The organism is Profundibacter sp. (assembly GCF_965277155.1).
Lineage (GTDB): Bacteria > Pseudomonadota > Alphaproteobacteria > Rhodobacterales > Rhodobacteraceae > Profundibacter.
The window spans coordinates 1-14,105 of record NZ_CBDIBV010000002.1 but is presented as its reverse complement, the minus strand read 5'-3'; the positions used below and the strand labels follow the sequence as shown (position 1 = coordinate 14,105).

At 57.3% G+C, this 14,105-nt stretch carries 17 protein-coding genes and 1 pseudogene; 3 read left to right on the top strand and 15 right to left on the bottom strand.

The features are described 5' to 3' along the window. Nucleotides 1–39: 39 nt before the first annotated feature. The 13 genes from ACQY4M_RS00920 to ACQY4M_RS00860 form a co-directional block, all read right to left on the bottom strand. Nucleotides 40–1,122 carry a retropepsin-like aspartic protease gene (locus tag ACQY4M_RS00920; protein ID WP_428539671.1) on the bottom strand — a complete coding sequence of 361 codons (1,083 nt, stop codon included), beginning with the start codon at nucleotides 1,120–1,122 and terminating at the stop codon, nucleotides 40–42. 167 nt (nucleotides 1,123–1,289) lie between these two features. Continuing rightward, on the bottom strand, nucleotides 1,290–2,300 hold the full coding sequence (locus ACQY4M_RS00915) for a zinc-binding alcohol dehydrogenase family protein (protein ID WP_428539668.1): 1,011 nt from the start codon (nucleotides 2,298–2,300) through the stop codon (nucleotides 1,290–1,292). After that, complete coding sequence (locus tag ACQY4M_RS00910; RefSeq protein WP_428539665.1) at nucleotides 2,297–2,650, bottom strand: cupin domain-containing protein; 354 nt, start codon at nucleotides 2,648–2,650, stop codon at nucleotides 2,297–2,299. Before ACQY4M_RS00910 ends, ACQY4M_RS00915 begins: the two co-directional genes overlap by 4 nt. Beyond that, the gene (locus ACQY4M_RS00905) at nucleotides 2,647–3,750 is read right to left on the bottom strand and encodes an alkene reductase (RefSeq protein WP_428539662.1); all 1,104 of its coding nucleotides are present in this window, start codon (nucleotides 3,748–3,750) and stop codon (nucleotides 2,647–2,649) included. Before ACQY4M_RS00905 ends, ACQY4M_RS00910 begins: the two co-directional genes overlap by 4 nt. A gap of 58 nt (nucleotides 3,751–3,808) precedes the next feature. After that, entirely contained in the window at nucleotides 3,809–4,351 is a 543-nt protein-coding gene (locus ACQY4M_RS00900) for a YbhB/YbcL family Raf kinase inhibitor-like protein (RefSeq protein ID WP_428539659.1), read from the bottom strand. Nucleotides 4,352–4,375: 24 nt separating this feature from the next. Continuing rightward, nucleotides 4,376–5,536 (bottom strand): MFS transporter, encoded by a 1,161-nt coding sequence (locus ACQY4M_RS00895; RefSeq protein ID WP_428539656.1) that lies wholly within the window; start codon nucleotides 5,534–5,536, stop codon nucleotides 4,376–4,378. Between the two features lie 27 nt (nucleotides 5,537–5,563). Beyond that, nucleotides 5,564–6,220, bottom strand: coding sequence for an IS1595 family transposase (locus ACQY4M_RS00890; RefSeq protein WP_428539609.1), 657 nt, complete (start codon nucleotides 6,218–6,220; stop codon nucleotides 5,564–5,566). Between the two features lie 57 nt (nucleotides 6,221–6,277). Beyond that, entirely contained in the window at nucleotides 6,278–6,511 is a 234-nt protein-coding gene (locus ACQY4M_RS00885) for a ribbon-helix-helix domain-containing protein (RefSeq protein ID WP_428539653.1), read from the bottom strand. Continuing rightward, nucleotides 6,508–6,687 (bottom strand): DUF4169 family protein, encoded by a 180-nt coding sequence (locus ACQY4M_RS00880; RefSeq protein ID WP_428539650.1) that lies wholly within the window; start codon nucleotides 6,685–6,687, stop codon nucleotides 6,508–6,510. The genes ACQY4M_RS00885 and ACQY4M_RS00880 overlap by 4 nt, the downstream gene beginning before the upstream one ends. Continuing rightward, nucleotides 6,687–8,090, bottom strand: a complete 1,404-nt coding sequence (gene fumC, locus ACQY4M_RS00875; protein ID WP_428539647.1) for a class II fumarate hydratase — start codon at nucleotides 8,088–8,090, stop codon at nucleotides 6,687–6,689. Before fumC ends, ACQY4M_RS00880 begins: the two co-directional genes overlap by 1 nt. A 231-nt stretch (nucleotides 8,091–8,321) precedes the next feature. Then, on the bottom strand, nucleotides 8,322–8,813 hold the full coding sequence (locus ACQY4M_RS00870; protein WP_428539644.1) for an SspB family protein: 492 nt from the start codon (nucleotides 8,811–8,813) through the stop codon (nucleotides 8,322–8,324). A 71-nt stretch (nucleotides 8,814–8,884) separates the two neighbouring features. Further along, complete coding sequence (locus ACQY4M_RS00865; RefSeq protein WP_428539641.1) at nucleotides 8,885–9,784, bottom strand: chromate transporter; 900 nt, start codon at nucleotides 9,782–9,784, stop codon at nucleotides 8,885–8,887. Nucleotides 9,785–9,811: 27 nt separating this feature from the next. After that, nucleotides 9,812–11,038: an IS256 family transposase gene (locus tag ACQY4M_RS00860; protein ID WP_428539895.1), complete on the bottom strand. Its 1,227-nt coding sequence runs from the start codon at nucleotides 11,036–11,038 to the stop codon at nucleotides 9,812–9,814. A 274-nt stretch (nucleotides 11,039–11,312) separates the two neighbouring features. On the opposite strand from ACQY4M_RS00860, the gene ACQY4M_RS00855 reads away from it, so the two are divergent. Continuing rightward, a complete protein-coding gene (locus tag ACQY4M_RS00855; RefSeq protein WP_428539638.1) occupies nucleotides 11,313–11,921 on the top strand; it encodes a cytochrome-c peroxidase in 609 nt (202 codons plus the stop codon). Between the two features lie 79 nt (nucleotides 11,922–12,000). On the opposite strand, the gene ACQY4M_RS00850 is transcribed toward ACQY4M_RS00855, so the two are convergent. Next, on the bottom strand, nucleotides 12,001–13,044 hold the full coding sequence (locus ACQY4M_RS00850; protein ID WP_428539227.1) for an IS5 family transposase: 1,044 nt from the start codon (nucleotides 13,042–13,044) through the stop codon (nucleotides 12,001–12,003). Between the two features lie 175 nt (nucleotides 13,045–13,219). Between ACQY4M_RS00850 and ACQY4M_RS00845 the strand changes: the two genes are divergently transcribed. Beyond that, nucleotides 13,220–13,537: a hypothetical protein gene (locus tag ACQY4M_RS00845; protein ID WP_428539635.1), complete on the top strand. Its 318-nt coding sequence runs from the start codon at nucleotides 13,220–13,222 to the stop codon at nucleotides 13,535–13,537. Here ACQY4M_RS00845 and ACQY4M_RS00840 read toward each other — a convergent pair whose 3' ends face one another. Beyond that, nucleotides 13,538–13,795 carry a BolA family protein gene (locus tag ACQY4M_RS00840; protein ID WP_428539632.1) on the bottom strand — a complete coding sequence of 86 codons (258 nt, stop codon included), beginning with the start codon at nucleotides 13,793–13,795 and terminating at the stop codon, nucleotides 13,538–13,540. A gap of 73 nt (nucleotides 13,796–13,868) precedes the next feature. On the opposite strand from ACQY4M_RS00840, the pseudogene ACQY4M_RS00835 reads away from it, so the two are divergent. After that, a pseudogene (locus ACQY4M_RS00835) lies at nucleotides 13,869–14,105 on the top strand (molecular chaperone DnaJ); the annotation flags it as partial.

The following is a 14,105-nucleotide window of genomic DNA, read 5'->3' as shown; positions in this document are numbered from 1 at the left end:
GAAATACCCAAAACCGGCTTGAAACCGGTGAAAATGGGTTTATGATCCGAAGCAATCAGGCGGGACAGGCGAAAAACCGTCCACCCCGCCGCGAAGAAGGCGAAAACGGGAATTTACAGAGGTTCCCTTCTGGTTGGGAAAATCCAGAACGATGGTAAAATGCTTTAGGAAATCATTTCCAACCAAAAAAGAACCACTCTTATCCACACTGATCGGGAATGATTTGATCGGCAAGCCCGGGCTGATTGAAAAATTCTGCGCCAAATAGGTTACTTTAAGGCTGTCGATGTTGACCCCGCCAATACTGCTTGAAAATGTACCGCGGGTTTCCCTTGAAACGTACCCCATTTTTTCAAATTCGGGAATAACGGCCGGATCACCAAGCTGAATGCCTGCATTCTTGCCCGTATCAATCTCGAAATAGGCATTTCCGAAAGGAAAGTTGGCTTCTATCAACGGGCCACGAACGGGCTCGAAGCTAATCTCGACCGGGATTGAACGGGCATGGGGAATCCCGTTATCCGACAGTGTGATTTTCTGGTTCGAATAATCCAGTTTTATATTCAGATCCTTGAAGAAAGTATAACCCAATATTCCATCGAACCCAAGGCAGGAGAAAGGAAAATTACGCTTGAAATCTCCTGTGACGACAACAAAATCCCTGAACGCCACATCCCCGACTTTCAACAGGGGGAGCCTATAAAGCGTTTTGTCCAGTTCTCTGCCCGCAGAATCGTACAGTTTTTTTGGCGCACCAACAGGTTGAAGGTTTAATTGACTGACCAATTCTTCCGGCACAATTGTAGGGGCCGCAGTATCGAATAAGAACTTGTGCTCTTTTCCGCCGATATTCACCTTTACAACCGGGAGACCACCGGCCCATTCAAAAGGGATTGTAATCGAGAAATCCTTATCAATATGCCAGGAGTCATTTACCGCTGAATGTACCATTGTCGCCCCGACATCAGGGGTCGAAGAAGAATTTTGCGCATGGGAAATGCTTACCATCAAAGGCATGAAAACTACAGTTGCAATACCGAAGGTTTGCCTCAGGAGATTGTGCATTTTGGCAAGTTTATCAAGCGTATTACAGTATTTCGTTTTTCCATTTTTCTTAGGCATGACTGCTTTCTTTCTTCAGTAACAATTCAGACTTCTTCTTGGAAGTGGACGTGACAGGCATTCGGGGGACCATTTACTGTGTTTCAAATCTTGTGAAAACAGATCCGGTATTTCATTGTCAGCCCGTGGCCCGCGCCGCGGGTTTGCGGCGGGCCACGGGCGGGGGGTTACCAGCCCTCGATGACGATCTTGCCTTTGGCGGTGCCGGTTTCGATCAGGGCGTGGGCCTTGCGCATGTTTTCGGCGTTGATCGGGGTGAGGACTTGCGCCAGCGTCGTGCGGATGTGACCGGCGTCGATCTCGCTGGCGACGCGGCTCAGCAGGCGGTGCTGTTCGATCATGTCGGGGGTTTTGAACATCGCGCGCGTGAACATGAATTCCCAGTGCAGGCTGGCCGCCTTGGGTTTCATGCCGGCCATGGGCATCGGCTTGTCGGTGTCGTCGATGGTGACGATGCCATGCTGGGGCGCGATCAGCTCGACCGCCTCCTCCCAATGGGTCATGTCGTTGAAAATGGCGATGTGATCGACGGTTTCAAAGCCTTCCGCACGCACCTGTTCGACCAGCGGTTTGCAGTGGTTGACCACGTGATCGGCGCCCAGTTCGCGCACCCAGTCGATGGTTTCCGGGCGCGAGGCGGTGGCGATAACGACAAGTCCCGCGCGCCTGGCCAGCTGGATGCCGATCGAGCCGACCCCGCCGGCCGCGCCGATGATCAGGATCGACTGGCCAGCACCTGCCCCGTCCGGATCGATCCCCAGCCGGTCAAAGAAGCTCTCAAAGGCGGTGATGGTGGTCAGCGGCAGGGCGGCGGCCTCGGCGAAGGAAAGCGTTTTCGGCTTTGTCCCGACGATACGCTCGTCCACCAGGTGGAATTGCTGGTTGGTGCCCGGGCGTGTGATGTCGCCGGCGTAATAGACCTCGTCACCGACCTTGAAGAGCGTCGCATCGGGGCCAGTTGCGGCGACAACGCCGCTGGCGTCATAGCCCAGCACACGGGGCGGGTTTTCCTCGCCGTCCTTGGGCGCGCGCACCTTGGTGTCGACCGGGTTCACGGCCACCGCCCGGACCTCGACCAGAATATCGCGGCCTTCGGGCGCAGGCTTGGGCAGGTCGACATCCAGCAGGGATTGCGGATCGTCAATCGGCAGATAGTGTTTCAGGGCGACAGCTTTCATTTTGCATCTCCTTTTGCATTGAATTCGACGGTGATAAAGACAAGCTCGCTGTCACCAATGTTGGTCAGGTTGTGGACAAAGCCGGTTTGAGGGGTCAGGTCGGGGAAATGGCGGGTATCTCCGGCCTTGTAGGTGGTCTCGACGCTGCGCCCGTCGTCGTAATCCGAGCGCGAGCGGCCATCGCCCAGCACCGTCCAGAAATAGGGGCGGTCGTGGCGGTGGGGCGGGGCGGTCTCGCCGGGGGCAAGACGCAGGTGCCAGACGCGCATTTGCGGCGTTTCCAGCACCAGTACGGTGCCGATCCGGTCATTTGCGCGCCCGGCGGCGATTTGTGCGGGGGTGAGGCTCATGCACCTTTCCCTTCAAGCGCCGGATAATCCGAATAACCTTTTTCATCCCCGCCAAACAGGGTCGCCCCGTCGAACTCTGCCAGCGGCAGGTCTTCGCGGTAGCGGCGCACCAGATCGGGGTTGGCGATGAAGGGGCGGCCAAAGGCGACGATATCGGCAAGCCCTGCGCTGACAATCGCATTGCCCCGCGCCAGATCGTATTTGCCGGCCACGATGATGCGCCCCGTATAGGCGGCGCGCAGATCGTGGCGGAACTGTTCGGGCACCTGCGGGGCATCGTCCCAGTCGGCTTCGGACAGGTGGATATAGACAAGGCCGATGCGCTCCAGTTCGCGGCTGGCCTTCAGCATCACCTCGATGATTTCATCATCGGCCATGTTGCGCTGGGTGATATAGGGCGACATGCGGATGCCGGTGCGCTCGGCGCCGATCTCGCCCGCTACCGCCTCGGCCACCTCGACCAGAAAGCGGATGCGATTTTTTTGGCTTCCGCCGTATTCATCTGTGCGATGGTTCGAGGAGCGGCGCAGGAATTCATCAATCAGATAGCCGTTGGCGCCATGAATCTCGACCCCGTCAAAACCGGCCTCCCGGGCATTGGCGGCGGCGCGGCGGAAATCCTCGATGACGTCCTTGATTTCGGCGGTGCTCAGGGCGCGGGGAAGGGGGCAATCCACCATTTCGCCAACGCCGGTTTCGGGGTTGACCACCCAGACCTGCGCATCTGGCGAAAGCGCCGAGGGGGCCACCGGCTTGCCATCGGCGTGAAAGCTCTCGTGGCTCATCCGGCCCACATGCCAAAGCTGCAGAAAGATGCGCCCGCCCCGGGCGTGCACCGCATCGGTCACCAGCTTCCAGCCCGCAACATGTTCGGGCGTGTGGATGCCGGGGGTGAAGGAATAGCCCTGACCCTGCGGCGAAATCTGCGTGGCCTCGGTGATGATCAGCCCGGCGCTGGCCCTCTGGGCGTAGTATTCGGCCATCATCACATTGGGCACATTGCCTGGCTGGGTGGTGCGCGCGCGCGTCATCGGCGCCATGGCGATGCGGTTGGGCAGGGTGAGCGGGCCAAGGGTTACAGGGGTGAACAGGTCGGTCATGGGATTTTCCTTTGGGTTTGGCGGGCCAATGATCTGGCCCGCTGGTGTTACTCTGGTGTTACTCTGAACGCGGGCCGGCGGTCACCGAAAGCGTCGCTGTGCCCAGGCTGTGCTGGTGGATGAAAAAGCCGGTCAGGGGGGCGGTCGCGTTTTCCGGCGGGTTCAGATGATCGGTGTCGAGCGCGTAAACCGTATAGGTGTAGACGTGCTTGCGCCCGACCGGCGGGCAGGGTCCGAGATAGCCGGGAACGCCCACATCGGTATTGCCCTCCTTGACACCTGCGGGCAGGCCCTTGGCATCCAGATGGGTGATGCCGGCGGGAATGTCATAGGCCACCCAGTGCCAGAAACCGCTGCCTGTGGGGGCATCCTGATCATAGAAGGTCACGGCAAAGCTTTTGGTGCCTTCGGGGGCGCCGCTCCAGTCCAGGACGGGGCGGGCATTGTCGCCAGTGCAGCCGAAATTGTTCCAGTATTGCGCCGCGGTGATGGGCTTGCCCTCGCTCACGTCGGGGCTGGTCAGGGTAAAGTCGCCGGCAAAGGCCTGCGTGGACACCGCAGCCAGGGCCAGTGCGGCGAGAGATGTTTTCAAGTGTTTCATTTTGCTTTCCTTTTCTGTTACAGGTTATTCAGCCGGGCATTGTGCCAAGGCAGGTCTGCGTTCCAGCCAGAGGATGAAACCAAGGCCAATGAACGGTACGGCAATGGCGGCAAAGGGAATTGCACCGGCACCAAGCCGGGAATCCACAACCATGCCGCCGATGAATCCACCAAGCGCATTGGCGATGTTGAAGGCCGAGATATTGGCCGTTGCAGCCAGTTCGGGGGCATTGCCACCGTGGTTCATCACCCGCATCTGCATCGAGGGAACATTGGCAAAGGCCACGATCCCGAAGCCAAAGGCGGCAATGACGAAGGGCCATTTGAACGGTGCGACAAAACCGACAAGTATCAGTGCTGCAATCATCGCGGCCGGCCACAGGATCAGCGAAGCGCGCAGGTTGAGGTCAGCCGTCTTGCCGCCCAGCGTATTGCCGATCACCAAGCCAAGCCCGACGATAACCAGGATCCAGGTCAGGTCCGTCCGGCCAAAGCCCGCAACCTGTTCGGCAATCGGGGCAATATAGCCGTAGAACGTCATGAACCCGGCCCAGGCTAATGTGGTAAACAGCAGACTGGCCAACAGTTGCGGGTTGCGGAAGGCTCCGACTTGCGAGGCCAGGGATTTGGGAGCCTCCAAAGCTTGTCGCGGGATGATGGCGTAGATCGACATTGCAGCCAGGGCACCGAAGGCCGCGACAAAGACAAAGGTGGTGTTCCAGCCAAACGCATTGCCGACCCAGGCCCCGCCCGGAACGCCGAGAACATTGGCCAGCGTCAATCCCGCAAACATTTGCCCCACGGCACGCCCGGCCATTTTATCCGACACCAGCCGGGTCGCGACCACAGCGCCGATCCCGTAAAACGGCCCTTGGGTGAGGCCAGCCATTACACGGCTAAACAAGAGCATACTATATCCGGTGGAAAAGGCGGTGATGAGGTTCGAGATCACGAACAGCCCCATCAGGCCGATCAGCACTTTGCGCTTGTCATAGCGTGCCAGCCACAGGGTCAGGACCGGGCCGCCGAACACGATGGCCAGCGCATAAGCGGTGATCAGATTGCCGGCCTGTCCTTCCGAGATATGCAGGCTGTCGGCAACTTGCGTCAATATTCCGGCAATAACGAATTCGGCGGTGCCGATGGCGAAGGCCGCAAGGGTCAGTATCCAGACCTGCAGCGGCATTTTTGTTTTCGGGGCTGACCCAGATAACTACTTCAAGTAACGCTTAACCCATTGTCTTAGCTGCAATAACTGAGCTGAAGGGTCACTGTTGTTGAAACGCCACTCGCATTCCTTCAAATATAGCCCAAATTGAGCCTTGGGGACACCGTTAAATCGGCGCATGTGGCGCTTGGCTTGGTTCCAGAAATTCTCGATGCCATTGATGTGGTTGTGACGGTCTGCAAAGAGCTTGGAATGGTTGATGCGAAAGTGGTGGAAGTCTGACACATCCAGCACATTATAACCGCGCCAACAATCGGAATAGACGATGGAATCCGGCACGACTTTGCGCTCTATGATCGGGATCAGAGTGGCGGATTTGGCGTCCGGGATGATCTTGGTGTAAACCTTCCCACCCCTTTTTAATATACCAAAAACGGGAATTTTACCTGCCGCACCACGCCCGCGTTTACCTTTGCGTTTGCCGCCAAAGTAGCTTTCGTCCACTTCTATTTCTCCGCCGAACATAGCTTGGCTTTCCGCCTCCAGCTCATAGGCGATTATCTCGCGCAGGCGTAGAAAATAAAACGCTGCGGTCTTGCGGTTTACACCACACAAACTGGCTGCTGTTCGTGCTGTCGATCCCGAAACAAAATGCTCCGTAAGACGGTCTTGCTTGTAGTGGCTCAGGCGACTCTTTCTCATGCTTCCCATCATAACCTCTTTTTAGGTTATCTGGGTCAGCCCCAACCGGAATAATACCTACGATTGACGTTTCAAAGCGTCCTGATAATATTCAAGAACAAACAACCGAATAGCCGAAGCCAAGCCCGTGTCCAGACCGCGGGCTTTGTCTATTTCGGCGGCCAGCACATTGATCGGCTGGCCGCGTTCGGTCGCGATGTCGCGAAAGGCCTTCCAGAATTCATCTTCCAAAGACACGCTGGTGCGATGCCCTTTTAATGTCAGTGAACGTTTTTTCGGCCTTTCGCTCATTCATCGTCCATATGGTGCTGATCCAGAATCCGGCGGGCCTGTTCGCTGCGGGCGACTTCGGCTATGCGCTCGGCTTTGGTGCGGCCGTGTTTTACGGCATTGGCATCAGCCTGCACACGCTTTTCCTCGCGCGCACGGATTTTGCGGGCGCGGTTCAGGTTAACGATTTCATTCATCAGTCTTTAGGCCCGATCATGGTTTCCGGACGCACGATGCGGTCAAAGGTTTCGGCATCGACAAAGCCCAGATTGATCGCTTCTTCTTTCAATGTGGTGCCGTTCTTGTGCGCGGTTTTGGCAACCTTGGTGGCGTTGTCATATCCGATTTCCGGCGCTAGCGCGGTGACCAGCATCAGGCTTTCGTGTAGCAACTGGTCAATGCGGGTTTTGTTGGCCTGAATGCCGACCACACAGTTTTTGGTGAATGTCGCAGAGGCATCCCCCAGCAGCTGGATGGATTGCAGCACATTATAGGCTATCATCGGTTTATAGACGTTCAGTTCAAAGTGCCCTTGTGATCCGGCAAACCCAACGGCAGCATCGTTGCCCATCACATGGGCGCAGACCTGTGTCAGGGCTTCGACCTGTGTCGGGTTCACCTTGCCGGGCATGATGGATGATCCGGGTTCGTTTTCCGGCAGGATCAACTCGCCCAGACCGCAGCGCGGGCCGGACCCGAGGAACCGGATGTCATTGGCAATTTTGTAAAGCGATGCGGCAACGGTTTTCAACGCACCCGACATTTCCACCATCGCATCATGGGCGGCCAGCGCCTCGAATTTGTTGGGGGCGGTAACAAAGGGCAGGCCGGTGATGCGCGCCATATTGGCGGCAACCATTTCGGCCCAGCCCTTGGTGGTGTTCAGGCCGGTGCCAACAGCGGTGCCGCCCTGTGCCAACTCGTGGATGCGGGCCAAAGCGCCTTTAACCCGCTCGATCCCCATCGCCACCTGATGCGAATAGCCGGAAAATTCCTGTGCCAGAGTCAGCGGGGTGGCATCCATCGTGTGGGTGCGGCCGATTTTGATGATACCCTCAAATTCACGCACTTTGGCGTCCAGTGCGAAATGCAGCGTGGCCAGACCGGGCAGAAGAATGTCATGGGTGGCGGTCGCGGTGGCGATGTGCATCGCGGTGGGGAAGGTGTCGTTTGATGATTGCCCCATGTTCACATGGTCATTGGGGTGCACCGGATATTTCGAGCCGATCTCGCCTTCCAGGATTTCAATCGCGCGGTTTGCGATCACCTCGTTTGCGTTCATGTTCGACTGGGTGCCGGAACCTGTTTGCCAGACCACCAGCGGGAAATTGTCGTCCAGTTTGCCCAGGATCACTTCGCCGGCGGCCTCGACAATGGCGTTGCCCTTTTCCTTGTCCAGTTTGCCCAGTTCCATATTGGCCTGCGCACAGGCCTTTTTGATTACGCCAAGGGCGCGGACGATGGCAATCGGCTGGCGTTCCCAACCGATCGGGAAATTCATCAAGGATCGTTGTGTTTGCGCCCCCCAGTATTTGTCGGCGGGAACCTCGAGCGGGCCAAAGCTGTCGGATTCGGTGCGTGTGTTATTTGTGGCGGACATGGATGGCTCCCTAAGTCAAATGGTTGCCTGTCTCTTACCTCAATCATACCGCCCATCAAAGCAGCTTTTGTGATTAGGGCCTGTTGACATTCCCCGCACCGCGCTGGTTTCGATCCAAAATACGCCAGTGCAAGTCAATTGAGCGCCGCAAGGGTGGCTCCCTTGCAAGCGAAATTGGCGTCGCAATGGCGTATTTTGATGAAATTCCGCAGGAACGCGGCCAAAATCGCGCTATTTGCGAAAACTGTCCAGACTTACGACTTCGGCATCCTTGGCCGGCTCATCCGGGGTTTCGGCTTCTTCCATTGGCGCCTCGGGTGCGTCTTCGGTATTTTCCAAAGACACGATTTCGGCGTCTTCTTCGTCTTCTTCGTGGCTGTCAAACCGCAGGCCGAATTCGACAGACGGGTCCACAAAGGTGACGATAGAATCGTAAGGGATATACAGGGGTTCCGGATTGTCGCCGAAATTCAGGGTGATGGCAAAACCGTTGTCATCCACCACCAGATTGTCGAACCAGTGCTGGATCACGATGGTCATTTCACCGGGGTAACGGTCAGACAGCCAATCGGCGATTTCCACATCGGGGTGCATGGTGTCAAAGGTTATGAAAAAATGGTGCTGCCCGGGCAGGCCGGTTTTGGAAATGTCACCCAGAACCTCTTTGATAAGGCTGCGCATGGCGCGGTGCATCAGGTTTCCATAATCAATGGTGTCGGTCATGTTTGCGTGTCCCCCTGGCAAATCACCCTGCAAGCATAAACATATCCGGCGCGAAAGGAAGGGCCAAGCGGTCAAATAAATGACAGCGCGATCCCGCCCAAGGCGACAAGGAAAAGCACCTTTAACAAATCCATATGCAGCCGCAGGATCATCACGCCCGACAGTAATGCCAACCCGACGACCCGCCAGTCCAGCGTGGCCGGATCAGGGGTGAACAAGGTGACGGGGCCGTGCCGGATGGTGCTGACAGTGCCAAAGAACACATGCAGCGCGAACCACAGCGACAGGTTCAACACCACGCCCATAACAGCGGCAGTGATGGCCGATAGCGCGCCGCGCAGACGGGGGCGGGTGGCGATCCATTCGATATAGGGCGCGCCGGTGAATATCCACAGATAGCACGGCACGAAGGTAACCCACAGCGCCAGCAGCGCGGCGGCCACGCCCATCCATATCCCGTGTTCCCCGAATCCAGCGATGAAGGCTACAAATTCGGTGACCAAGATCAGCGGCCCCGGCGTGGTTTCCGCCAGCCCCAGCCCGTCCATCATTTGCGGCGTGGTCAGCCAGCCGTGATCAAACACCGCCGCCTGGGTCATATAGGCCAGCACCGCATAGGCGCCGCCAAAGGTGACAACGGCCAGTTTGGCGAAAAACACCCCGATTTGCGTTAGAAACGTTGCGCCAACAGCCCACAGCACCGCGACCGGTGCCCACCAGATCGCCATCCAGATCGCAATGGTGCGCAACGGGTTTGCTCCCTTCGGGTGGGGCGGCGGGTCTTCGGCGCTGCGCTGGGTCAGGTATCCGAACAGGGCGGCCACGGCGATGATCAGCGGGAAGGGCAGGGTCAGGAAAAAGATTCCGACAAAGGATAGCGCGGCGATCACCCAATGCGCCCAGCCCTTTAGTGCCTTGCGGGCAACACGCAGGGTTGTGTCTCGAAAGTGGTGGAAATTGATTTCAGGCACCTCCGAGCGGGTTGAGTTATGCGCCGGTCAGGCGGCTTGGTCAAGGGTTGCGTCGGCGACGGGCTGAGCGAGCGTTTCCCAGCCATCGACCTTTCGCATGACGATCTGCCCCGAGGCCATCAGAGCCCAAAGCAGCATCGGCACGGTCTCGGCGCATGGCAGCACGGTCTGGGTCTTGATGCGGCGGCGGAATTCCTCGTTCAGGCGTTCGATCGCATTTGTCGTTCTGGCCGATTTCCACTGGCCTTGTGGCAGACGCGTGAAGGTGAAAAGCTTATCTCCTGCTTCTTCCAAGCTGTCAGCGACGGCCTTGCATTTCAGCCGCCATTTTCGCAGAAATGCCTTGCGGCGGGTGGCGATTTCCTCGGGTGTTTTGGCGTAGATCATGTCGCGGTAATCTTCTGTCAACTCATCATGCATACGCTTGGGTGCCTTGGCCAGAAGGTTGCGGTGCTTGTGCACCGTGCACCTCTGGATCGGCAGATCTTCACCCCAGAGGGCAATGAGAGCGACCTCAAGTCCCGGTGCCCCGTCCACGATGACAAATTCGGGCCGTTTCAACCCGCGCGCATCCAGATCGTTGATGAACTGACGCCAGGCGGAGGTGCTTTCGCCGCCCATGTTCATCTGTGATAACAAGACCTTCTGCCCATCCCGGCGCACGCCAATCGCGGCCAGAACCGAGATATTGGTGGCCTTCCTGTCAATCCGCGTTTTGATCACGGTGCCGTCCAGGATCAGCCGCACGATGTCTTCATCCGCAAGGCTGCGGGCGCACCACGCCTGCCAGTCCACCTTCACCTTGCGCCAGGCGCGGCTCACCACATCCTTGCTGACCGCCCCCTGAAACAGGCCGAACAGGGCGCGTTTTACCCGCCGTGTGTTGGTGCCCGAAAGGTAGACAGCAGCGATCAGCGCCTCGGCCTTCTTCGTCAGCCGCTGGTAGCGGGGCAATGCCTTCGAGCGCCATTCTCTGGCCTTGCCGGCCTCGCCTGTGATCCGCGCACGCGGCACGCGCACCGTTTCGGTTCCAAATGTTCCGACCAGTTGCCGCTCGCGATGCCCGTGGCGGTATCCGGCCTTTGCCCCGCCGCTGCGGCCATACCGGCAACGGCCCAGAAACTGCTCCAGCTCCTCTTCGAAAACCGCCTCGATCGTCGCGCGGATGTTCTGGCGCAGCCGGTCTTCAATCGGGTCATAGCCTGCTTCATTGGCCAGTAGCGCGGATGTCGATGTTGCTGTATTCTTTGTCATGGCGTGATCTCCTTGGCGGTTCCAGCCGCCGGTTGGGTGGCTTCGATGCACCCGGAGATTACGCCGTCCTCGAATTTCCACCAAACTCGCGACACTACCAGGTGTTGATGCCGAAATTACTATAGATGACGAGAATTTAAGCGGTACAATTGATGATGCTTTCTTTGTAATTGCCCGTTCAATTGCCAGCTATGAAACCTCGACCGAGGTAGGCCGGTTTTCATCGCGTTTTGATCAATGGCAGGCCGGTGGCAAACCCCTGAGTGATCAGGAAATGGCAGGATTTAAACTGTTTACCGGCAAGGCGCTTTGTTCAGAATGTCATGTTCTGGACCGTGGCCCGCATAATGAACCGGCGCTGTTTACAGATTATACCTATGACAACCTTGGAGTGCCTCGCAATCCGGCGTTACCGTTTTATCAGGTTGCGGGGGAGGACTGGGTTGACCCGGGGCTGGCGGGTTTTCTGGCAACCGATCCTGTTTATGATATTCTGTCGCCAGGGGCTATGGGGAAGCAGAAGGTGCCGACATTGCGCAATGTGGATGCGCGCCCCACACCGAATTCTGCCAAAGCCTATATGCACAACGGCTATTTCAAAACGCTTGAAGGGGTTGTTCGGTTTTATAATACCCGCGATGTTTGGCCCGCCTGCGAAAGTGATTTGGTCACGGAAGCAGATGCTTTGGCCGCAAAATGTTGGCCTGCTGCCGAACTGCCGGAAACGGTGAACACGGATGAATTGGGAAACCTGAAGCTGACAGACCAAGACGAAGCCAATCTTGTGGCGTTCTTGAAAACATTGACTGATGGGAACCTCTGTAAATTCCCGTTTTCGCCTTCTTCGCGGCGGGGTGGACGGTTTTTCGCCTGTCCCGCCTGATTGCTTCGGATCATAAACCCATTTTCACCGGTTTCAAGCCGGTTTTGGGTATTTCAGGCACACCTCACCCCATGAACCCTTATCCCGGCGCCGCCAGGCCGCATTCGAACTGGACGAAGCGCTTCATGTTGTAGACCAGGTTCATCATCCCGATGCGAAATCGCGCCCGCTTCAGGCCGATGGAGCGGATCAGCTTGCCGCCCATGGAGCGCTCCTGAAAAGCGAATACATGCTCGACCCGGACCCGCACTTTCGAGCGCCTCCGGTTGGCCTTTTGCTGGCGCTCGCCAAGCGGCTTGCCGCGCCTGCCCTTGTGATGGATATGGCTGTGAAGCCCCCGCTCTTCCAGCTCGCTTTCGATCTTTTGCGAGCGATAGGCGCTGTCGGCCCACAGGTCCGATGAGGTGTTGCTCGCATCAATCAGACCGGCAAGCGCCTGGCTGTCATGCACGGCGGCATCGGTGACATCATAAGCGCGGATGAATTTGTGCCGCCGGTCGACATTGATGTGGTTCTTGTAGCCGTAATAGCTCTTGCCGTGCTTCTTCGTCCAGCGCGCATCCACGTCCTTCTGGCGCTTCTTGTGGGGTTTTTCCTCCCACTCTTCAGGCGTTTCGCCCGCCTTGATTTTCTCGTTCTCGTCCCTTTTGTTGTGCTGGCGCGGCGCCGGAACGATGCTCGCATCAACAATCTGCCCGCCCATCGCCAGATAGCCCTTTTCGCGCAGAAAGGCATCGAACTTGTCAAACAGCTCCTTCATCTTCCCGGCCCCGGCCAGCCTTTCACGGTAGGCCCAGATGGTCTTGGCGTCAGGTACGCTGTCTTCAATGCCAAGGCCGAGAAACCGCATGAACGACAGGCGGTCGCGGATCTGATACTCGATCTGATCGTCAGAGAGGTTGTAGAGCTGCTGCAAAACCATCGTCTTGAATATCAGCACCTCATCCCAAGGCGGGCGGCCAGCGTTGGATTTGCGCTGTTCGGGCGGCGTGCGCCATATGGCCTTCAGCTCGTCCCGGTAATCCTCGAACGGCACCATGTCGTTGAGCAACACCAGCGGATCACCAGATTTGTCCAGTCCCGCGTATCGGCTGGAAAGATCAAAAAATCCCATCTGACCCATGACAAAACCCCGTCGGTCGAATCATTTTCATCCTGATGACGATTCTACCCCGTCAGGCCGGATTTTGGGGGATTTTTAGAGGTTCCCTAAAGTAGTACCCGCCCCGAAAAAGGGCCTGAAGGGCAAAGGTATCAAAGGGGCCGAGGAAAAATTCGCCAACGCATTGGCCACGGTCATGAACGAACTGGGGGCTGATGGCTGGGAATACCAGCGCTCTGACACCCTTCCCAGCGAAGAACGCTCGGGCCTGCGCGGTAAAACCACTATCTTTCACAATATGCTGGTATTTCGCCGCAAGATTGCCACCAAATCAGAAACAGCTACAACAGCGCATAAACCCGTCACCCCGCGCCCCGTCAGGAAAGCACCGGAACAACGCACCCCGCAACTGGATAGCGCCATCGCCAGGGAATCCCGCACAGCCCCTGCTGTCGGCCCCGCCACCGAAGCAACCGAGGTCAAAGATCCGCGTCTTGGGGCGGACGGGCAATAATCAGCTGCTGATTTCCAGCGCCAATGCGTGAATCCGTCCGATCAATTCGTCGCCCAGTGCCGCATGAACCGCGCGGTGACGGGCAAGACGGTTCATATCGCTAAACGCATCCGCCTGAATTACAACTCGAAAATGGCTCTCGTTGCTGCCATCATGGCCCGCGTGGCCTGCATGTTGGCTGCTTTCATTGATCACTTGCAGCACCCTTGGCGAAAACGCCGCCTGCAATTTTTCAGAAATTTGCGTTTCTACTGACATTTTTTTCCTTTGCCCCCTTCTATCCGGCGCATTTCACGGTAAACTCTCTGGTCCGAGTCGAAAAGGTAGGAAAATGGTTAAAGACGATCCCTTCGGGTTTGATATCTCTGTGTCGTCAGACAAAAAGAAACGCACGCGCGGACGGCGCGGGATGTCGGGGGCTTTCGATACCTCGACACGGGTCTGCGAACATGAAGGCTGTCAGGAGGCCGGGAAATACCGCGCGCCGCGCTCACCCGATGCCGTGGATGACTACCTATGGTTCTGCAAGACCCATGTGCGCGAATATAACCTGAAATGGAACTTCTTT